This window comes from Pseudomonas sp. PLB05 (assembly GCF_021106615.1).
GTDB classification, from domain to species: domain Bacteria; phylum Pseudomonadota; class Gammaproteobacteria; order Pseudomonadales; family Pseudomonadaceae; genus Chryseomonas; species Chryseomonas benzopyrenica.
In genome coordinates this window covers 343,349-364,129 of sequence record NZ_JAJOHO010000004.1, presented here as the reverse complement: position 1 = coordinate 364,129, position 20,781 = coordinate 343,349, and the positions used below count along the sequence as shown (strand labels likewise).

The following is a 20,781-nucleotide window of genomic DNA, read 5'->3' as shown; positions in this document are numbered from 1 at the left end:
CAAAGCATCGATCCGAAGGTTTTTGAGTCAAGCTAGACCGCCAGCCAATATATATGTATTTTCGTATATACGAATTTTCATATGTTCAAGGTTCTGGCTATGTCCCCTACCGGCTTCTTCAAGTGTCTCGCTGACGACACGCGCGGACGCATCATGCTCATGCTTTGCGCTGAGGCAGAACTGTGCGTGTGCGAACTCATCCACGCGCTCGACGACAGCCAGCCGAAAGTCTCACGCCACCTCGCACAGCTGCGCGCCTGCAGATTGCTCGAGGATCGGCGCCAAGGACAGTGGATCTACTACCGCCTGCATCCCCAACTTCCTGCCTGGGCCCGGGAGGTCCTGGAGCTGACGCTCAGGGCCAACCTGCCGTGGGTACAGGCTCAGATGGATCGCCTCGCCTCAATGGACAGCAGGCCTACCAGGCAGGCTGCTTGCTGCCCGCCTGGCGCGGTGGAGACCGCATCATGCTGATTGCTGTATCGATCTTCGTTCTGACCTTGGTTCTGGTGATCTGGCAACCAAGAGGGCTTGGCGTGGGCTGGAGCGCAGCGGGAGGTGCGGTACTGGCGCTCCTGACGGGCACCGTCAGCCTGGCCGACGTTCCTGTGGTCTGGAACATCGTTTGGAATGCGACTGCGACCTTCATCGCCGTGATCATCATCAGCCTGGTGCTGGATGAAGCGGGCTTTTTCGAGTGGACAGCGCTCCATGTCGCCCGCTGGGGACGCGGCAGATCAGGCAGGCTGTTCGCCTACATGATCCTGCTGGGCGCGGTCGTGTCCGCCCTGTTCGCCAACGACGGCGCAGCCCTCATCCTGACACCCATCGTGATCGCCATGCTGGTAGCGCTACGCTTCAGTCCAGCCTCGACGCTTGCCTTTGTCATGGCCGCCGGCTTCATCGCCGATACGGCCAGCCTCCCACTGGTGGTGTCCAACCTGGTCAACATCGTCTCCGCTGACTTCTTCCAGATCGGCTTCGGCGAATACGCCTCAGTTATGTGGCCGGTCAATATCGTCAGCGTCGCCGCGACGCTGTTCATGCTGTGGCTGTTCTACCGCAAGGACATCCCGGCGTCTTACGACCCTCAAGCGCTCGAACGCCCGCAGAACGCCATTCGCGATCGCGCTACCTTCCGGGCGGGATGGTGGATCCTGGGTGTCCTCCTGGTCGGGCTATTCGCCCTAGAGCCGCTCGGGATTCCGATCAGCGCAGTAGCAGCGGTCTGTGCAGCTGTGCTGCTCGTCATCGCCGGCAAGGGGTCGGTCATCTCCACCCGGCAGGTGCTCGCCAACGCCCCCTGGCAGGTCGTGCTCTTCTCGCTGGGTATGTACCTGGTGATCTACGGCCTGCGCAATGCGGGGCTCACCGAGGCCCTTTCCTCCCTGCTCAACGCCTTCGCCAGTCATGGCCTGTGGTCAGCCACCCTGGGCACTGGCCTCACCGCTGCGCTGCTCTCCTCGATCATGAACAACATGCCCAGTGTCCTGATCGGCGCTCTATCTATCCAGGGCAGTGAGGCCAGCGGGGTCATCCAGCAGGCCATGATCTACGCCAACGTCATCGGGTGCGATCTGGGTCCGAAGATCACGCCGATCGGCAGTCTGGCAACCCTGCTCTGGCTCCATGTCCTGGCCCAGAAAGGCATCCGGATCACCTGGGGCTACTACTTCCGAGTGGGATGTGTGCTCACCTTTCCCATCCTGATCGCAACCCTCGCCGCCCTGGCCGTGCGCCTCAGCATTCATCCGTAGGAGAAGCCATGAAAGTCCTCTTTATGTGCACGGCCAATAGCTGCCGCAGCGTTCTGTCTGAAGGTCTCTTCAACCACCTCGCACCCGCAGGCTTCTCTGCCGTGAGCTCAGGGAGCTTTCCCAGCGGACGGCTGAACCCTATCGCGGTCCAGACGCTTGAGGGCCTGGACATCGATACCTCCGGCCTCTACAGCAAAGGCTCCGAGACCTTTGCAAGCAACCCGCCAGACATCGTCATCACAGTCTGTGACAAGGCAAGCGGTGAGCCCTGCCCGGTCTTCTTTGGCCCTTCGATAAAAAGCCACTGGGGCTTGGCGGATCCTTCTGACGTGGTCGGCAGCGCCGACCACGTCCAGGCCGCGTTTGACGCAACGGTGGCTCAGATCCGCAGAAGACTGGACGCCTTTTTCCGTCTCGAGCCGAACGCCCTGAGCCCAGCGCAACTGAAGCAGGCGCTCGACCAGATCGGAGAGATCCAATGAGTGACACGCTCGAAACCAACCCCAACCTGGACGAATCGCTATTCGACGTCCCCACCGTCGATAAACTCTCCGAACCGGCACAGCTTCAGCACAAGCCGCGCATCCTGCTGCTGTACGGATCGAATCGCGAGCGCTCCTTCAGCCGGCTGCTGGTTGAGGAAGCAGCCCGAATCCTGCAACTCATGGGCGCCGAGACGGCGGTCTTCAATCCATCCGGCCTGCCTCTGCCTGACGACGCGCCGGTAGAGCATCCCAAGGTTCAGGAGCTTCGCGACCTGGTGCTCTGGTCCGAAGGGCAAGTGTGGTGCTCCCCCGAACGCCATGGCTCGATGTCAGCGGTATTCAAGGCGCAGATAGACTGGATTCCGCTCACGCTGGGCGCGGTGCGTCCTACCCAAGGCAAGACACTCGCTGTCATGCAGGTCAGTGGCGGGTCCCAGTCGTTCAACACCGTGAACCAGCTGCGGGTCCTCGGCCGGTGGATGCGCATGGTGACCATCCCCAACCAGTCATCGGTCCCCAAGGCGTTCCTGGAGTTCGACGAAGCGGGACGCATGAAACCCTCGGCCTACTACGACCGGGTGGTGGATGTCATGGAGGAACTGATGAAGTTCACCCTCCTTACCAGAGGCCGGGACGCCTACCTGGTTGATCGCTACTCCGAGCGCAAGGAGAGCGCCGAAGCACTCTCCGCAAGGGTCAATCAGCGGTCGATCTGATCGATGCCCTCTTGCGGGGCTTACGTCGTGCTCTCCAGTGCGTCATACGTATCCGCATGAGTGCTACTACCGCAAGGTATTGGCTGACACGACCGGTATGGGGAGTATGGCGCGGCTTCCTTTTTAGGCTCTTACTTCCTACTGTCGCGGGCATAGCAGGTGAATAAGGGTAGAGCCTTAGCAGCGGGGTGGGGACAGCGGGTTGGTTTGAGCATCATGTGAGGTTGGTATTTTTCTGTCTGTGGCGATGCTCTGACCCCAGACATTACTGCGCTGGATAGTCAGCTATAACCTCTTGTTTTCCGCTCTTACTCAGCCCAATGATCTGATACGCGCTTCTCCGATCCCCGTATTCCATACCCGGCGATCCCATGGGCATGCCCGGCGCGGCTACGCCTGCGAGGTCCTCTCGTTTCGCTAGCTCATTGATTTGCTCCACCGGAACATGGCCTTCTACGAATTTTCCGTTTACCACTCCGGTATGGCACGACATCAATTTCTCAGGTACTCCCAGCTTGGCCTTTAGCGGACTCATGTTGGCTTCCAAATGGTCGTTCACCGTAAAGCCGTGATCTCGAAGATAGGCAATCCATTTGGAGCAGCAACCGCAGTTGGGGTCTCGATACACATCAATCAGCTCACCAGCATCAGCTTGCGCTAACGAGGCAGTAGCCAGCGTAGCGAGAAAGGCTAGACGCTGCATAGCTGAGGTAAGGCCTTTAAGTTTCATAATTTTTTAGTCACCTGATTAGTTATTACTGGCGAGGACCGGCCCGTAGTGATTTCCTGCTCGCTAGCTCGTCCTGTTGCATTGCAGCAGGAACATGGACTGGCTATTGGAAGAGACCTCTGTGCATTTGACCAAAGATTGCGGCCTAGATCGTTGCACTGAGCACCGCTGCTATCCCTCTGGGTAGTCCGGGCATGCATTGGCAACAGCCTAGATTCGACACAATCCGTCTCTTCTACTTTGGCTGATTGCCACAGGCGCTACCAGAACAGCATCCCCCGGATGTTTGGGCGCATTGTGCAGGCTTAACGGCCGCCACCTGCGGCGCGCTATCGCAGCACGGTGTGACAACGCTAGTAATGCGTGCGGATACAGGAGTTGCAATTGGCACCGTCCGCTCGGAATCCGCCTGCCAGGCTTTCAAGGCCTCACGAATAACCTGCCAAGCCGAGTGCAGAAAAAGAGCAGCGATAGCCAAGCCGACCAAGACGTCCGGCCAGAGGCTGCCACTCACAGCCACAAGCACGGCGGCCACTACCACGCTTGCATTGGCCATCAGGTCATTCCGTGAGCAAATCCAGGTCGACCTCATGTTCAGATCGTCCGCTCGATGGCTGTACAGCAGATAGAAGCAGTAGGTGTTGGCTAGGAGTGCGGCTAGGCCAACGATACCCATCCAGTCGGCCAGCGGCGCCTCCTGCAGAATCAGCTTACGCACTGCGTCTGCGATCACCACCAAGCCGAACAGCAACATGAAGCAACCTTTCACCAAAGCCGCGCCAGCCCGGGCTCGTTCGCTACGGTTCAGGACGAACAGCGTCAGGGCATAGACCGAGGCGTCCCCAAACATGTCCAGTGAGTCCCCCAGCAGCGCGGTCGAGCCCGCCAACCAACCGGCTGTGAACTCAACCAGGAACATGACGGCGTTGATCACTAGCACAATGTAGAGGACGCGGCTCTGACGACTCCGTAGCTGAGCGAGTTCGCTGGCTTTGTTTTCACAGCAACTATCCATGGCACCCTCTCTGCAGCACTTAAGATTTACCTTAGGCTGAGGGTTATAGTCGCTATAAGGTCAACACCATGAACGTCAGCACCTACACCATCGGTCAGTTAGCCAAGGCCACAGACACCAAGACCGTCACCATCCGCTACTACGAAAAGGAAGGCTTACTGCCTAGCTCAACACGTTCAGTGTCAGGCTATCGGCTGTACGGCCCAGTTGAGCGGGATCGGCTGCGATTCATCAGGCGCGCCCGAGCGCTGGGCTTTAGCCTGGACGAAGTGCGCGAGCTACTCGGCCTGGCAGATCGCCAACAATCACCCTGCGATGCCGTGGATAGCTTGGTTGCGGAACATTTGCGACAGGTACGGTTGAGGCTGGCCGATTTGCAGGCATTGGAGGGCGAATTGCAGCGCCTGTTAGCGTGCTGCCACGGCGGGACGATCTCGGAGTGCAGGATCATCGAAGCGCTTGTCAGCAGTGCCAAATCGCAAAAGGCGGGAACCACTTGCTAGAAGTCAGTCGAGATCGACCCCCACTTAGCAGGAACTTGCATTGTCAGGTCTTGACCGGGAGCGTTATCAACCACCGGTCATGTGTACATCATTCCAAGCAGTTTTTGCTGGTAGAGGCTGCAAGACGTGGCCATAAGCGATGCTACGACCGCTCATGGCCACAGGCTGTCAGTTTGTCGCCTGAACACTGCCTGTTTTGTCTGACTGGCGAGCTTCTTTCGCCAACGTCTCATGCATCTCCCGGTGTTGTTTGAGAGCCGCTTGGCTCTCTCGGAAGTCTTCGTTGTGCGATATGGAGCGCTCGCTGCCATCAGCGGCGTAGCTGATGTTTGCAACGACGAGTACGGCGGCAGCCAGGGCAACTTTAACGAAAGTCATGATGTTTCTCCTTCTAGAGTGGAGTGTGGGTATGAGCGTCACTCTAGAGGAGCGCGGCTAACGCCAGGATGAGCCGCGCATTACAATCCTGTCATCCTGCCGCGGGCTGTTCGCGACGGCGCAGGACGCTGTGGTAGAGCGCGGGCAGGACCAGCAGCGTCAGGGCGGTGGAGGACAGGATGCCGCCGATCACCACGGTCGCCAGCGGGCGTTGTACCTCCGCGCCGGTGCCCGTCGCCAGCGCCATGGGGATGAAGCCCAACGAGGCCACCAGCGCGGTCATCAGCACCGGCCGCAGGCGGACCAGGGCCCCCTCGCGCACGGCGATGTCCAGCGGCTTGCCCTCCTCCAGCAGGCCACGGATGAAGGAGACCATCACCAGGCCATTGAGTACCGCGACGCCCGACAGCGCGATGAAACCCACACCGGCCGAGATCGACAAGGGAATGTCCCGCAACCACAACGCCAGCACTCCGCCCGTCAAGGCGAAGGGAATGCCGGTAAAGACCACGAGGCCGTCGCGCAGATTGCCGAACATCATGAACAGCAGCACGAACACCAACAGCAAGGCCACCGGCACCACGAGTTGCAGGCGGGCGGCGGCGGCCTGCAACTGCTCGAATTGGCCACCCCAGCTGGTCCAGTAGCCTGCGGGAATCCGTACCTGCTCCGTGATGGCGGCAGTGGCATCCGCCACGAAGCTACCCAGGTCCCGATCGCGCACATTGGCACTGACGATCACCAGGCGCTTGCCGTCTTCACGGCTGATCTGATTCGGCCCCAGTACCGTTTCCAGGCGCGCCACATCGGCCAGGGGGATGAACTCGACGCGGCCTTCCACCGCTGGCAATGGAATGGGCAGGCGCGCCAATACCGCCGGATCGCTGCGCAGGGTCTCAGGGAGACGGACCATCATATCGAAGCGACGATCACCCTCGAAGAGCGTGCCGGCCTTGCGTCCGCCGAGCGCCGTTGCGACCACATCCTGGATGTCACCGACATTGAGGCCGTAGCGCGCGGCTCGCTCACGATCGATCTGCACGCTCAGCAGCGGCAGCCCGCCGGTTTGCTCCACCTTCACCTCGGCAGCGCCGGTGACCTTCTGCAACACCCTGGCAATGTCCGCAGCGGTCTTGTTCAGCACCGCCATGTCATCGCCGAAGACCTTGACCGCCACATCGCTGCGCACGCCGGAAATCAGCTCGTTGAACCTCAGCTGGATCGGTTGCGACAACTCGTAGTTGCTACCAGGTACACGCACAGCCGCTGCTTCCAGCTCGGCCATCAGCTGCTCGCGAGACTTGCCTGGATCAGGCCACTGCGCCTGCGGCTTGAGCATCACATAGCTGTCGGAGATGTTCGGCGGCATCGGATCCGCGGCGATCTCGGCAGTGCCGGTCCTCGCGAATACCCGCTCCACCTCGGGTACCTGATCTAGGATGGAGCGCTCCAGGCGTTGCTGCATGTCCACCGATTGCCCCAGGCCGGTACCGGGCACCCTGAGCGCCTGCAGCGCGAAATCACCTTCGCTCAAGCTGGGCACGAATTCACTGCCCAGGCGCAGGGCCAGCAGCACCGTCAGCACCACGCTCAGGCCAGCGCCGGCGAAGACCAGTGGCCGCCGACGCATGGCTGCATCCAGCGCGACGGCATAGCCGCGCCGCGCCGCGCTCATCAGCCGATTGTCCTTTTCCTGCACCCGACCCGTGACGAACAGCGCCACGGCCGCCGGGACGAAGGTGATGGACAGCAGCATGGCGCCCAGCAGGGCGATCACCACGGTGAATGCCATGGGATGGAACATCTTGCCTTCCACACCCGTCAGGGCGAACACCGGCAGATAGACCACCATGATGATCAGTTGCCCGAAGATGAGCGGTCTCCGTGCCTCGCGGGCGGCGGCGAACACTTCCTGGAAGCGCTCCCGGCGATCGAGCACCCGACCGTGCCGCCCCTGGGCATGGGCCAGCCGGCGGATGGCATTCTCCACGATCACCACGGCGCCATCAACGATGATGCCGAAGTCCAGCGCACCCAGGCTCATCAGGTTGGCGCTGACCCGATTCGCCGCCATGCCGCTGAAGGTGAAGAGCATCGACAGCGGAATCACCAGCGCGGTGATCAGCGCTGCGCGCAGATTGCCGAGGAAGACGAAGAGCACGGCGATGACCAGCAGCGCACCTTCCACGAGATTCTTGCGTACCGTGGCGATCGCCTTGTCCACCAGCGTGGTGCGATCGTACACGGCGACCGCCTGCACGCCTTCCGGCAGGTTGCGATTGAGCTGCGCCAGGCGCTCGGCCACTGCCAGGGCCACCTCGCGGCTGTTCTCGCCCACCCGCATGAAGACGGTGCCGAGTACCGCTTCCTCGCCATTCTCGGTAGCCGCCCCGGACCGCAACTCCTGCCCAACCCCGACCGTGGCCACATCCCGGACCCGTACCGGGGTACCGTCCACGGTAGCGAGCACGATGGTGGCGATATCCTCGACGGAACCGAGCTGCCCCGGTACCCGGATCACCAGCTGCTCCCCGGCGCGCTCGATGAAACCGGCGCCGACATTGGCGTTGTTTCGCTCGAGCGCCACCGCCAGTTGTTCCAGGGTGATGCGATAGCCGGCCAGGCGCTTGGGATCGGGCGCGATCTGATACTCCTTGGCATAGCCGCCAATGGTGTTGACTTCCGCCACCCCGGGTACGGTGCGCAACTGAGGTTTGACGATCCAGTCCTGGATCTCCCGCAGATCGGTGAGGGTATAGGCTTCGCCGTCAGCCCGGCGCGCCTGGGGCGCCGCCTTCACCGTCCAGAGGAAGATTTCCCCAAGCCCCGTGGACAGCGGCCCCAGGTTGACCTCCACACCCTCTGGCAGGGCTTCGCGCGCCCCCTGGAGGCGCTCGCTCACCTGCTGGCGAGCGAAGAACAGATCCGTCCCATCGGCGAAAATGACGCTGATCTGGGCAAAGCCCGAACGCGACAACGACCGCGTCCGCTCTAGCCCAGGTAGACCGGCCATGGCCGTTTCCAGCGGATAGGTGACCCGCTGTTCGACCTCCAGCGGCGAAGCGCCCGGTACTTCCGCGTTGATCTGTACCTGGACGTTGGTGATGTCCGGCACCGCATCGATGGGCAGGTGGCGATAGCTGTAGATCCCCAGGGCAGCGATGCCGAGCGTGGCGAGCAGCACCAGCCAGCGCTGCTCGATGGCGAAGCGAAGAATACGTTCGAACATGATGCGCCCTTAGTGGGAGTGCTCGGCCGAGCCCTTGCCCAGTTCCGACTTGAGAATGAAGCTGCCGCGGTCAGCCACTACCTGGCCGGCGCTCAAGCCCTGACGAATCTCGGTGCGCTCACCGTCACGCACCCCGGTGACCACGGGTGTCGCCTGGAATCCGTCCGCTGTCCGGACGAACACCACGGGGCGATCCTCCACGACATGCACGGCGCCACTGGGTACGCCCAGTACCTTGGCCCCTCGCTCGTCATCGAGCCGCACCGTGACGAACAGACCAGGGCGCCAGGCGCCGGCTGGATTGGCCAAGGTGACGCGGGCGGTCGCCGCCCGGGTCTGCTCGCCCAGCAGATTGCCGACATGTGCCACGGTGCCCTCGGTGCGGCTGTCCAGCTCTCCTGCGATTACTTCCACCGTTCGGCCAACGGTCACTCGATCGAGGTCGCGTGCGGGAACGGCGAATGTGGCCCAGACGCGGGACAGGTCGGTGAGCGTGAAGAGATTGCTGGCTTCGTCCACTCGCTCACCCAGGACCAGGTGCTTCTCCACCACCACGCCGTCGAAGGGCGCGCGCAGCTCGTAGCGACTGCCGCCCAGAGCGGAAGCCGCTCCACCCAGGGCCTGGGCTTTCTGGCGGGCGTTGCGGACGGCGATCTCGGCTTCCTGCAGGGTCTGCCGCGCCTGCAGCAGATCCTGCTCGGCACTGATCCGCTCCTGCCAGAGGCTCTGCTCGCGGGTATAGAGGGTGCGCGCCAGCTGCAGACGCTGCTGTGCGGTCGCCAATTCACTGCGCACCTCGGACAGCTGCTCGCTGGCAATGACTGCCAGCACCTGCCCCTTGCGCACCCGGTCCCCGAGATTGACCTTCACCTCCTCGACGATGCCGGGGGTTCGCGACACGACATGCGCGGTGCGATCCTCATCGAAGCGAATCTCGCCGGGGAGACTCAAGGAGGCGCCGACGCTCACCGGCGTGACCACCTGGGTCTCGATGCCGGCCGCGCGAATCTGCTCGGCGCTCAGCTCGATCGCCCCTTCGGCATGGCCCTCCTCCCCATCGGCATGTGCGCCCTCATCTGCCTCATGGTCCTCTTTGCTTTCGGCAGGATCCGTGCGGGGTTGGGTCGTACCAGCATTGGCGTCTGCCACCTTTGCCGCTACTGGCGCAGAAGATTCTGGATGGTCATGGCCGGCACCCGCCTGAACCCTGGCAAAGGGCAGCCCGATACCAAGTACCGTGATTAGCAGCAACAATCTCGGCCTCAATGAAATCATGGTCATGCAAGAACTCCGCACCCGGTTTAGTCCCGGGATTTGTAGCGTCATGGGGAAGTGAAGAGCGGGCCGTGAAGGCGTTCAAGGCGGGTCCATGCCTCAATCTGCGCACGCTGGGAGAGCAGGTACTGCCCCCTGGCCGAAATCAGGGCGCGCTGGGCTTCGAGCACGTCTAGCTGGGCAAAACGGCCCAGCGAGAATCCACGCGTAAGGTCGTCGACGGTGCGTTGGCCAGCCGGCAATATTCGGTTGCGCAGGTCATCAACGTCTGCTGATGCGCTGCGCCAGTCACGCAGCGCTTGAAGGGTCTCGGCCTGAATTTGCAGCTCGGTCGCTCGCTGTAGATCGCGGGCCTGGTCGGCGCGACTGGAGGCCGCGAGCAGGTTGCCCTGGTTACGATCGAAGAGCGGTAGCGGGAGTGAGAAGCCCACCAGATTGACTCGCTCCCCCTCGAGCTCGTCGTATTGGCTGCCCAGGCTCAACCGCACGTCCGGATAGCGCTGGCTGCGCTGCAGATCGACGTCGGCATCCCCGGCGGCTACCTGCCGCCGCGCCTTGAGCATTGCCGGTGTCTGGCGGATGGCCTGCAGCAGCCGGGCCTCGCCGGGAGGTGCGGGCAGACGATCCAGGTCACCGACCGGCTCACCGAGCTCGGTCACGGAGATACCCAGTTGGCGGGCAAGACTCACCCGCGCATTGTCACGCTGCTGCAGTGCGCGTCTCAGCTCTAGCCGCTGGGTGACTTGCTCTACTTCAGCGCGGGTGCCTGATACCGGCGAGATCTTGCCGGCACGTATCTGCGCTGCTGAGCTGTCTAGGCTACGCAGGGCCAACGCCTGCGACTGCTCGGCGAGACGTACTCCCTCTTCGGCGAGTAACAGTTCGTAAAAGCTTTGGATAATGTCCGCCCGTAGCGCATAACTTCGCGCCGTGAGTTCGGCGTCGACGACAGCGGCGTTAGCCTCCGCCAACGCAACCCGCGCGGCGCGCTTGCCACCCAGTTCGAAGGGCTGGGTAAGGGTTACGCTGCGGGTCTGACTTGAAGAGCGGGTATCTTCTACCTCGAAGGCCAGCTCTGGATTTGGTATGAGACCGGCCTGCTGGCGTGCCCCCACCGCTGCGGCGGTCTCTTGGCGGGCGGCCAGGTAGTCGGGACTGTCGCGAAGGGCTTGAGCGAGCGCCTGCTCCAAGGTGAGCGGTGCAGCCTGGATGGGGCCACCAACCAGAAGGAGACCTAGCCCGAAGAGCAGGCCCGTCAGGCGAGCGGACATGGAGTGTCGACAGCGATGGTGTAACGGCACGACGGCGGCTCCTGTGCGGAAGGCGCGACGTCCGAAGGGATCGTCGCTCGATAGCGGAAGCCGACTCTAGGGAGCCCTACCTATCGCTCCGGTGACGCCAACATTACAAAGTTGCAAGGAAGTTGCTGTCGTGCAGGTATACCGGCACGCTTGCTCGCTTGACCCTCTAGCGACTACAGGCTTCAGCCTGCGCCACATTCTCTACACGACCGACAAAAAACGATGCGCTTACTGATAGTGGAAGACGAAGCTCGGGCCGCGGACTACCTGCAGCAGGGTCTCACGGAGAATGGCTATGTGGTCGATCGCGCCGCGAACGGGATCGATGGTTTGCATCTCGCCCTGCAGCAGGACTACGACCTGATCCTGCTGGACATCAATCTGCCGACGATGGATGGCCTGGAGGTCCTGGAACTACTTCGGCGACGCAAGCAAACCCGGGTGATGCTGCTAACGGGCCAAAGCCGAACCAGCGAACGCGTCCGAGGACTGGACGCTGGTGCTGACGACTACTTGACTAAACCGTTCGAATTTCCAGAGTTGCTTGCCCGTATTCGCGCACTGCTACGGCGCGGGGATACGCGGCAGGTCAGCGATACGCTACAACTGGCCGATCTTGAGCTGCATCCGTTTCGCCATCGTGCCTTCCGCGGTGACCAGCGGATTGACCTGACCAGTAAGGAATTCGCTCTGCTTCAGCTGCTCATGCAGCGCCAAGGCGAGGTGCTCTCGCGCACTGAAATCATCTCAAGAGTCTGGGACATGAATTTCGACTGCGACACCAACGTGGTCGAAGTCGCTGTCCGACGCCTGCGGATGAAGGTCGATGAGCCTTTTGGTGAGCCGCTTATCCATACCGTACGGGGTGTTGGCTACGTGATGGAGCGGCGGTCATGAGACCTATGAGCCTGGCCTTGCGCCTGGGACTGATTGTTACAGGCGTGGGCTTGCTCCTGGCAACCGTTTTGGTGGTTCTGGTGTACGGCGTTCTGGCCCGCGAGTTGGATAAGCGCGCAGTTGACCAGCTGCAATCTAAATTGGGACAAATCCAGCACAGCTTGGAAGAGCGCCCCACCGATCCGGGAGCACCTTGGCAGCACATGCTGGCTGACGCGCTGCTCGGTCACGACGAGCTGTCTGTGACGGTGCTGTCTTCCGACGATGGCACTCCCCTGTATGGTCTCGGCTCACACGCCTATGCTGAGGAGCTGCGACAAGGAAATTGGCCAAATGGCCAGACAATGGCCTGGCATGCCGACGACGGTCACGATTTGCTAACCGTTCGGGCAGACTTGGCGATCCCAGGCTTGCCCGCGCAGCGGCTGCTGCTAAGCCAGGACCGCAGTAGCGATAATTTTCTTCTTGATGCTTTCCTGCGCGCGGCTCTGATAAGCCTACCAATTCTACTGCTGCTAATCGGCGCCGCAGCTTGGTGGACAGGTTACCAAGGCCTGGCACCATTACGACGCTTTCGCCGTACTGCACGCGCCATTACCACTCGGCAGCTATCACTGCGGCTTGACGACACCAACCTGCCTGCGGAAGTGGCTGATCTAGCAGCCGCGCTGAACACTATGCTGGAGCGGCTCAATGCCGGCGTGCAGCAGCTTGATCGCTTCGCAGACGACGTCGCGCATGAGTTACGTGCCCCTCTAGGTACGTTGGTAGGTCGTACACAGATGGTATTGAGCCGAAAGCGAGATGAGGCGACATACCGGCAGGCGTTAGAGGAATCGTTGGATGAGCTGGACCGCTTGGGTCGGATCGTCGAGGACATGCTGCTACTGGCTCGACTGGATAGCCAGGAGCCCCTGCGCTCACCGACTCGAGTGAACGTTGATCAGGAAGCGCTCAAAGTCTGTAGCCTGTTTGAAGCCTATGCCGAGGCGCACGAAATCGAGCTGGTGGTCAAAGGTCACCTTGCAGTTGAAGGTGACAAGCTGATGATTCAACGTGCGCTTTCAAATTTGCTATCGAATGCGATTCGTCACGCGAATCCTAGAACACCGGTGTATATAGAGCTGGTAGCTCAAGAACACGGCACTGGTGGCCATGTAGCTGTGATCAACCAAGGCAAGACGATTGATCCGCAGGACCTTCCCAAACTCTTCGAGCGCTTTTACCGATCGGGTAACCGGCAAACTGGCGGCAATGGACTAGGGTTGGCAATCGTCCGCGCAATCATGGCTTATCATCAAGGGCGAGCTCATGCGGAATGCCCGGAAGGAGAGACACGCTTTATACTGACCTTTCCCCCACTTGCTTGATCCGCTCGCGTCCTCAAGAGCTAAGGCAGTGTTCGCTAGCTCTCGTGGACGATATTGGCCATGTGAAGGTATTCCCTATAGTAGAGATAACTTCTTAGACTCAAAGAAGTCCTACCGACCTTACCGCAAGCCATATAAGGAACGTCTCTTTAAACCCTATTTTCGTTTCGTCTTATGTCAAACATGGCACGGGGCACTGGAGTCGAGCTTAGGCATAGGTGATGTGGGAATCAAAGGAGGAGGGATATTCAGGGATTGTATATATTGCTAGGCCGTTATTAGGAGTGTTTACTGGTAGCTGCGCGGTCAGGCCTATCCATAATCGACTTTGTGAACGACAACGTAAATGTCGTACGACTATTCTCGGAGGTACATAAGATCATGCCTCCATGCGCGTGCATTAGGGACCGTGCGATCGCCAGTCCCAGACCCGTGTTTCCGTCACCTTCTCGACGCGCAGGATCTACCCGATAGAACCGGTCAAAAATCTTCGCCAAATGCTCCGGTGGAATCTCGGGGCCAGGGTTTTCGACCCGAACTTCGACACGGCGGCCATGGTCTTGGATGTTGACCTCAATCGTCTCCCCGGGCGGGGTATAGCGCAGGGCGTTAGATAGCAAGTTCGACACGACACGGTCGATCATCACGCTATCCGCGAAGATCAAAGCGCTTCCCGATGCCTTGAGCTGGACTCCCTTGTCCTCAGCCAGAAGCTCGTAATACCCAAACAGCTTGCTGATGACCTTATCCAGGTCTAGCTCTACCGGCTCGGGCACGATGAGCCCGTTGTCGGACTTGGCCAGGAACAGCATGCCGTCGATGATTCCAGACAGACGATTGAGCTCTTCCAGGTTAGAGGTCAGGTTCTCCTCGTACACATCCGCATCCCGTTTCTTGGCCAGAATTACCTCGGTATGGGTCCGCAGATTGCTAATCGGGGTGCGAAGCTCGTGCGCGATGTCGGCGGAGAAATTCGATAGACGCATGAACGAGTCGTCCAAGCGACCGAGCATGGAATTGAAGGCAGTGATGAGTTCGCGCAACTCATCGGGCACGGGTTCCAGAGGAATACGTTCCTTCAAGGAGCCTGCGGACATCGAAGCAGCTGTCTGAGTTACCTTTGCCACCGGACGCAGCCCATTCTTGGCGACCAGCCAACCAAGTGCGGCACTCAACACGGTGCTGGCTATCAGAACGCTCCAGAACCAGCGTTCGAGCATGGCGAAGAAGTGCATATGGGTAGTAACGTCCAGGACCAGCCACGCGGCCAACGGAGCGCTGATTTCTGGCAACGCGACTTGCGCCTTCAAAGCCCTAAACATGTGTCCGTCGCTTTCCCACTCCCATACGGCATTGTGCTCAGTAGCCTGAGCAAGGGAAGGCACTGATGCCTGGGGAGGCTCCGCAAAAAATAGGCTTCCGTCCGCTTTAAGAAATACCGCGCTGAGATCAGGATGTGCTCCCAGCAGCGTATGCCAGCGAGTCTTGATCTGTTCCGTGTTTGCGCCAGGCTCCTGGGCGATCTGAATGATCGCTTCCATCTTTTCTTCCAGCGCTTGGGCATCCAGAGCACGAAAGTGGTGGCGGCTCAGCTCGTTGAAAGCGATGCCCACGATGATGAGGACAGCAACGACCGCGACCACAAACATGAGGCTCAAGCGGAAGGTGAGTGAACCCGTCTTCATCCTTCGCCCTGCACGTCTAGCCTGTAGCCCATTCCACGGCAGGTATGGAGCAGCTTCGTCCCAAAGTCATCGTCGATCTTGGCACGCAATCGTCGGATCGCTACCTCGATGACATTGGTGTCGCTATCGAAGTGCATGTCCCACACCTGGGCGGCAATTAGGGATTTGGAAAGAACCTCGCCGCGCCGGCGCATCAGCAACTCCAGCAAGGCAAACTCCTTGGTTGTAAGGTCGATTCGCGTACCACTACGCGTGACGCGGCGTGTGAGCAGATCGACCTGCAGGTCTCCGATCTGCAAGTTCGTCTGAACCGGCAAGCTGCCACTTCTACGGCGTAGCAGCGTTCGAACTCGCGCGAGCAGCTCTGAAAAGGCAAACGGCTTGACCAGGTAGTCGTCAGCGCCGAGCTCCAACCCTTTAACTCGGTCATCTACCCCATCCCGTGCCGTCAGGAACAGTACCGGTACGGAGAGACCCGCAGCACGCAGGCGCCTGACCACCTCCCAGCCATCAAGACCGGGCATCATCACGTCGAGAATCAGCAGGTCATAGGCTTCGGTCTGCACCTGGTCCAGGGCATCCGCCCCGGTCACCACGCGATCCACCATGAAGCCTGCCTCTCGGAGACCCTGCTGTAGATAGATACCGGTCTTGGGCTCGTCTTCGGCTACCAGCAGTTTCATGCTCCATCCTCGGCTACGCGATCTTTTCGGGGCAGCACTAAGGGATCAGGCGGCATCACATTCCCGCTTCCATCTCAGGGGATAGCGTACCGAGCCAAGCAATCAGTCCTAGCACCAAAACGGCTGAGCCTAGCTCCAGGGCCATGCTGTGCCGAATAAACCGTGCCGCACGAGTGTAATCGCCTTGGTGGACTACTCGCTCCAATGCCGGGCTCAAGAGAAAGCGATTGGCCGAGGCAAGCCCGATCATTACGGCGAAAAGCCCCAGCTTAGCCAGCAGCAGCACACCATAGGTGCTTTGTACCAGGCCCCTAATTTGGGGTCCGACGATGAGCAGATAGTTCATCACACCCGTGAAGATGATCAGCACTACGATCACGGCACCGGCCCGTTCAAAGCCTGCAAGCGTGCGCGATAGGATCTGGACTGACGCCCGTGTTTCCACTTTGCTAGGCCGTAACAGCAGGGCAAAAGCCACCAGCGCGCCGAACCAGCTACTAGAAGCCCAAAGGTGAAGAATGTCTGCACTGAAGTGCCAGAAGCGGCGGCCCCCCTCGTCCATAGCGCCGTGCCCGGCCCATGCCAGTGTGGCCAGCGCCACGCCTGCCAGCAGCGAAACTGCGAGTAGGCTTGCCATTGGCCAACGAGGGTTGAAACCGATGGCCGTAGCAGCGGCAGCGAGCGCGGCCATACGAATGAGCCAGGCGGTGCCAAGCTCTGTCTCGGCGACCATCATCTCAACGTGCGGCATGGCCTCACTCCATTCCGCTGCTCCACTCATAGCCTTGGCCATTTGCACGATGGATACGATCGAGAGTAAGAGGCCCACCACCGCTGTTGTAGCCAGCAACGGCAGGAAGGGCAACACAATGCCCGAGCGGCGTTCAGGGCCACGCAAACTATAGAGACCAAAGAGCGCCAGCCCGAACAGCATCATCAAATCGGCATACAGCGCGAAGCGAAGTCCGATGCTGAACGGATCTTCCATGTTTATTTGACCTTGAACGTCACGCTGCCGGTAATGGGGTGAGTATCTGATGACACTGCCCGCCAATCGGCCTTATAGGTGCCGGCCGTCAAAGGCGAGGCGGGTGTAATGACCATTGTCTTGGGATCACTGCCACCCGAAACAGCTGCTTTGACCGCCATTGGCGAATGCTCCATACCGGGCATCGCCGTCATGACCAGCTTCGCACCGGAAAACTGGGTAACCAGATTTTCCGAAAAGTGCAGCTCGATTTTTGCCGGAGCTGTACCTTCGCTGCCTTCGGCAGGCGTCGAAGACACCAGCTTGGGATGGGCGTGAGCTAAGGCGCTGAACAGCATTCCAGCGCCGAAGAGCGTTAAGAAAGATGCACGATTGAGCATAGGAACTCCTACAGCCCAAAGGCTGTTCGTTGGGAAAGGGATTTATTGTTTGCTTAGAACCACATACGCACACCTAGGACTAGGCGGGCCTCACTACGGTCCTCCCCCTCTTCCCGGGCAAAATCGGCGGTGTTGCCGTAGGAGCGGCTCCAGCTGACGCCAACGTAAGGGGCGAACTCACGATAGATTTCATACCGCAAGCGCACCCCAATTTCCGTTTCGGACAAACCAGAACCGATTCCGCGTTTGGGGTCGTTCTGCCCGTAAAAATTTGCTTCGGCGGTGGGCTGCAAGATCAGGCGATTGGTGAGCAAAATGTCGTAATCGCCTTCCAGCCTCAAAGCAGTTTGGCCGCCCTCTCCAAGGAAGGCGGTCGCTTCGGCCTCGAAGTTGTACAAGGCCAGGCCCTGGAGACCAAACGCGGCCCAGGTCTGCGGCGGGCCTGGTTTGAAGTCCTGCCGTACGCCACCAACCAAATCCCACCAAGGGCCGATCGAGTGGCCCCACAATGCTTGTAGCTCGGCGGATTCGGTTTTTCCGTTGGTGCGCTCGCCCTCGGAGCGAATCCAGAGCCGGTCAATATCACCCCCGACCCAACCGTTGACATCCCAATTCAGCACACTGCCGTTATCAGCGTCCTGCCACTCAAGCTGATCGAACAGCAGGAAGTAGTTGAGCGCATCGTCATGGACGGTATGGCCTTTGCCACTTTGATAGACGGCCGCCCGGTTCGCATCCGTGATGGGTGGAATAGGTGTACGGCTTCGAGTGGGTGCTGCCGGCTTGCTGGGAGCCATGCCAGTCATTCCAGAGTCCATGCCTTGCATCTGGCTGTGGTCCATGCCTTGCATTTTGGAATGATCCATCCCCTGCATCTGGCTGTGGTCCATGCCCTGCATCTTGGAGTGATCCATCCCCTGCATCTGACTGCTGTTCATGCACTGCATCTGGGAATGATCCGTACCCTGCATCTTGCACTTATCCGTGCACTGCATTTTCGAGTGATCCATACCCAGCATTTTGCCGCTGTCCATGCATTGCATTTTGGAGTGGTCCATGCCACGCATTTTGCATTTGTCCAGGCACTGCATCCGGCTATGGTCAGTACCAGCCCTGGTGGTATCTGCAGCGAAGGCAACGATGGGTGCCATGGTGAAGCTGGTGATAGCAAACAGCGAATAAACGTGGAGTCGACTCAAGGCGATCACTGGCTTCACTCCTCTACCCGGACTTCGCGGAACATACCCATCTCCATGTGGTACAGCAGATGGCAGTGGTAGGCCCATCGCCCCAGGGCATCGGCGGTGACGCGATAGCTCCGCTTGGACCCAGGTGGCATGTCGATGGTGTGCTTGCGTACCAGGAAGTTACCTTCCTCGTCCTCTAGGTCACTCCACATTCCGTGCAGGTGAATCGGGTGCGTCATCATCGTGTCGTTCACCAACACGATCCTTACGCGCTCACCGTATTTCAGAACTAGAGGATGAGCTTCGGAGAACTTGATCCCGTCGAAGGACCAGGCGAACTTCTCCATGTGTCCTGTCAGGTGTAGCTCTATGGTACGGCTTGGTTCGCGGCCGTCAGGGTCTTCGAAAGTACTTCTGAGGTCGGCGTAGGTGAGCACCTTACGTCCGTTGTTACGTAGACCCAGGCCGGGGTCATTCAATTTGGCGGTAGGGGTCATCACCTGCATGTCGACCAGCGGGTTGTCTTTCTCACTCGCGGGATGACTTTGCATGGTCGTTCCGGCCATTCCAGACATCGAACCATGGTCCATCCCCGCCATTGCGCCATGATCCATGCCCTGCATAGAGGACATCTTGCTGTGGTCCATGGCTGGCATGGGGTTGCCTCCCGTGCTGCTCATGGTCTGCATATCATCACCGGCCGCCGAATTCATACCCTTCATGCTGCCGTGGTCCATGCCGCCATGGTCCATACCGCCCATACCCATGTCGTCCATCGTGACCAAGGGGCGAGGATCAAGCGGAGGGACTGGAGCCACCAAGCTATCCCGCACGGCAAGGGTGCCGCGGGCATAGCCGGTACGATCCATTGACTGGGCGAAGACCGTGTAAGCCTCGCCTGTGGGCTCGACGATGACATCGTAGGTTTCGGCCACGGCGATACGAAGCTCGTCGACCTCAACCGGGTTCACGTAAAGACCATCAGACGCTACTACGGTCATTTTCAGGCCCGGGATACGGATGTCGAAGTACGTCATGGCAGAGCCATTGATGAATCGAAGCCGTAGCTTCTCGCCAGGACGGAACAGGCCTGTCCAATTCATGTTCGGAGCCTGGCCATTGAGCAGGTAGGTGTAGGTGGCGCCGCTTACATCCGCAAGGTCCGTGGGATTCATCTTCATCTCAGCCCACATCTTGCGATCTGCCAGCGTCGCGGCCCAGCCCTTGTCAGCCACGTCGTTGACGAAGTCGCCAACGGTGCGCTTGTGGAAGTTGTAGTAGTCGGACTGTTTTTTCAGCGTGCGCATCAGCGAAGCCGGATCTTCATCCGTCCAGTCCGTCAGCATCACCACATGCTCACGATCGTATTTGAAAGGTTCGGGCTCCTTCGCCTCGATGACCAGGGGGCCGTAGACCCCTAGCTGTTCCTGGAAGCCTGAGTGGCTGTGATACCAGTAGGTCCCGTTCTGTTGAAGCTTGAATTGATAAACGTACATCCCGCCCGGCTCGATGCCTGCGAAGCTCAGGCCCGGCACCCCATCCATGTTTGGCGGAAGGATGATGCCGTGCCAGTGAATCGAGGTGGCCGCATCAAGCTTGTTGCGCACGCGAAGCGTCACCGTGTCGCCCTCCTTCCATCGCAAAAGGGGCCCTGGCAATCCGCCGTTGATCACCATCGCTGTGCGACGCTTACCGGTGATGTTCACTGGCATCTCGCCAATCGACAGGTCGAACTCCGTGCCCGTCAGAGTGCTGAGCGCCGTTGAGCCAGCTGCCGCCCAACTGGGTGAACGCCACAAGCCCAGTCCACCGAGCATGCCGGCAGCCGCGAGGCCTTTGACGAAGGTACGTCGAGAAGTTCTTGGTTCCATACGAGCATGCCCTAGTAGCGAGGACGGTAGCGACGCCGTCTACAGGAGGTAGAAGATTGGACGGGACGATGTCACAGCACCTTGCGGGATGCGATTACATTTCTGTAAGCATCAAGAACGGCGCCTGCTAGTGAAACCCGCTCCGACCTTTCGCTTCAGAAAGGGAAGCGTCCTGAGTGGTCAGCAGCCCAGCATTGATCGCTAACTGAGTCATGTCGGTCATACAGGCGCTTACCAGGCGACTCCTATTGCAAGCATAAGAAGCCCCCATACGTCGTGGTCGGCTAATTGAGAGCATTAGGCTTTAAACAGTAATATTAGCCTTTGCAGA

The 20,781-nt window shown here is 59.9% G+C and carries 19 protein-coding genes; 7 read left to right on the top strand and 12 right to left on the bottom strand.

Going from position 1 to position 20,781, the window contains the following annotated elements; genetic code table 11:
- Positions 1 to 81 precede the first annotated feature (81 nt).
- Genes LRS53_RS19535 through arsH form a run of 4 tightly spaced genes read left to right on the top strand, consistent with a single transcriptional unit; the run spans position 82 to position 2,958 of the window.
- Complete coding sequence (locus LRS53_RS19535) at positions 82 to 474, top strand: metalloregulator ArsR/SmtB family transcription factor (RefSeq protein WP_442968536.1); 393 nt, start codon at positions 82 to 84, stop codon at positions 472 to 474.
- Positions 468 to 1,757, top strand: coding sequence for an arsenic transporter (locus LRS53_RS19530; protein ID WP_231357017.1), 1,290 nt, complete (start codon positions 468 to 470; stop codon positions 1,755 to 1,757). The genes LRS53_RS19535 and LRS53_RS19530 overlap by 7 nt, the downstream gene beginning before the upstream one ends.
- An 8-nt stretch (positions 1,758 to 1,765) precedes the next feature.
- Positions 1,766 to 2,239 (top strand): arsenate reductase ArsC, encoded by a 474-nt coding sequence (locus LRS53_RS19525; RefSeq protein WP_231357016.1) that lies wholly within the window; start codon positions 1,766 to 1,768, stop codon positions 2,237 to 2,239.
- The gene (gene arsH, locus LRS53_RS19520; RefSeq protein ID WP_231357015.1) at positions 2,236 to 2,958 is read left to right on the top strand and encodes an arsenical resistance protein ArsH; all 723 of its coding nucleotides are present in this window, start codon (positions 2,236 to 2,238) and stop codon (positions 2,956 to 2,958) included. Before LRS53_RS19525 ends, arsH begins: the two co-directional genes overlap by 4 nt.
- Before the next feature lie 265 nt (positions 2,959 to 3,223).
- Here arsH and LRS53_RS19515 read toward each other — a convergent pair whose 3' ends face one another.
- Positions 3,224 to 3,688, bottom strand: a complete 465-nt coding sequence (locus tag LRS53_RS19515; protein ID WP_231357014.1) for a DUF411 domain-containing protein — start codon at positions 3,686 to 3,688, stop codon at positions 3,224 to 3,226.
- Positions 3,689 to 3,923: 235 nt separating this feature from the next.
- Complete coding sequence (locus LRS53_RS19510; RefSeq protein WP_231357013.1) at positions 3,924 to 4,703, bottom strand: cation diffusion facilitator family transporter; 780 nt, start codon at positions 4,701 to 4,703, stop codon at positions 3,924 to 3,926.
- 68 nt (positions 4,704 to 4,771) lie between these two features.
- Here LRS53_RS19510 and LRS53_RS19505 point away from each other — a divergent pair, with 68 nt between their 5' ends.
- Complete coding sequence (locus LRS53_RS19505; RefSeq protein WP_231357012.1) at positions 4,772 to 5,206, top strand: MerR family transcriptional regulator; 435 nt, start codon at positions 4,772 to 4,774, stop codon at positions 5,204 to 5,206.
- A gap of 168 nt (positions 5,207 to 5,374) precedes the next feature.
- Here the strand turns inward: LRS53_RS19505 and LRS53_RS19500 are convergent, their stop codons facing one another.
- The 4 genes from LRS53_RS19500 to LRS53_RS19485 form a co-directional block, all read right to left on the bottom strand.
- Positions 5,375 to 5,584, bottom strand: coding sequence for a hypothetical protein (locus LRS53_RS19500; RefSeq protein ID WP_231357011.1), 210 nt, complete (start codon positions 5,582 to 5,584; stop codon positions 5,375 to 5,377).
- 91 nt (positions 5,585 to 5,675) lie between these two features.
- Entirely contained in the window at positions 5,676 to 8,813 is a 3,138-nt protein-coding gene (locus LRS53_RS19495) for an efflux RND transporter permease subunit (protein ID WP_231357010.1), read from the bottom strand.
- Positions 8,814 to 8,822: 9 nt separating this feature from the next.
- The gene (locus LRS53_RS19490) at positions 8,823 to 10,094 is read right to left on the bottom strand and encodes an efflux RND transporter periplasmic adaptor subunit (RefSeq protein ID WP_231357009.1); all 1,272 of its coding nucleotides are present in this window, start codon (positions 10,092 to 10,094) and stop codon (positions 8,823 to 8,825) included.
- A gap of 41 nt (positions 10,095 to 10,135) precedes the next feature.
- On the bottom strand, positions 10,136 to 11,359 hold the full coding sequence (locus tag LRS53_RS19485) for a TolC family protein (protein ID WP_231357008.1): 1,224 nt from the start codon (positions 11,357 to 11,359) through the stop codon (positions 10,136 to 10,138).
- 252 nt (positions 11,360 to 11,611) lie between these two features.
- On the opposite strand from LRS53_RS19485, the gene LRS53_RS19480 reads away from it, so the two are divergent.
- Together LRS53_RS19480 and LRS53_RS19475 are read left to right on the top strand one after the other, a co-directional pair.
- Positions 11,612 to 12,286, top strand: a complete 675-nt coding sequence (locus LRS53_RS19480) for a heavy metal response regulator transcription factor (protein WP_027597896.1) — start codon at positions 11,612 to 11,614, stop codon at positions 12,284 to 12,286.
- A 5-nt stretch (positions 12,287 to 12,291) separates the two neighbouring features.
- Entirely contained in the window at positions 12,292 to 13,656 is a 1,365-nt protein-coding gene (locus LRS53_RS19475) for a heavy metal sensor histidine kinase (protein ID WP_231357007.1), read from the top strand.
- Between the two features lie 278 nt (positions 13,657 to 13,934).
- On the opposite strand, the gene LRS53_RS19470 is transcribed toward LRS53_RS19475, so the two are convergent.
- From LRS53_RS19470 to LRS53_RS19445, 6 genes are all read right to left on the bottom strand, one after another.
- Positions 13,935 to 15,341, bottom strand: a complete 1,407-nt coding sequence (locus LRS53_RS19470) for a heavy metal sensor histidine kinase (RefSeq protein ID WP_231357006.1) — start codon at positions 15,339 to 15,341, stop codon at positions 13,935 to 13,937.
- Complete coding sequence (locus LRS53_RS19465) at positions 15,338 to 16,024, bottom strand: heavy metal response regulator transcription factor (RefSeq protein ID WP_231357005.1); 687 nt, start codon at positions 16,022 to 16,024, stop codon at positions 15,338 to 15,340. Before LRS53_RS19465 ends, LRS53_RS19470 begins: the two co-directional genes overlap by 4 nt.
- A 55-nt stretch (positions 16,025 to 16,079) precedes the next feature.
- Positions 16,080 to 17,012, bottom strand: coding sequence for a copper homeostasis membrane protein CopD (gene copD, locus LRS53_RS19460; protein WP_231357004.1), 933 nt, complete (start codon positions 17,010 to 17,012; stop codon positions 16,080 to 16,082).
- Positions 17,013 to 17,014: 2 nt separating this feature from the next.
- Positions 17,015 to 17,392 carry a copper resistance system chaperone CopC gene (copC, locus tag LRS53_RS19455; protein ID WP_231357003.1) on the bottom strand — a complete coding sequence of 126 codons (378 nt, stop codon included), beginning with the start codon at positions 17,390 to 17,392 and terminating at the stop codon, positions 17,015 to 17,017.
- A 53-nt stretch (positions 17,393 to 17,445) separates the two neighbouring features.
- Entirely contained in the window at positions 17,446 to 18,315 is an 870-nt protein-coding gene (locus tag LRS53_RS19450; protein WP_312730790.1) for a copper resistance protein B, read from the bottom strand.
- Positions 18,316 to 18,605: 290 nt separating this feature from the next.
- Positions 18,606 to 20,450, bottom strand: a complete 1,845-nt coding sequence (locus tag LRS53_RS19445; RefSeq protein WP_231357002.1) for a copper resistance system multicopper oxidase — start codon at positions 20,448 to 20,450, stop codon at positions 18,606 to 18,608.
- Between the last annotated feature and the right edge of the window lie 331 nt (positions 20,451 to 20,781).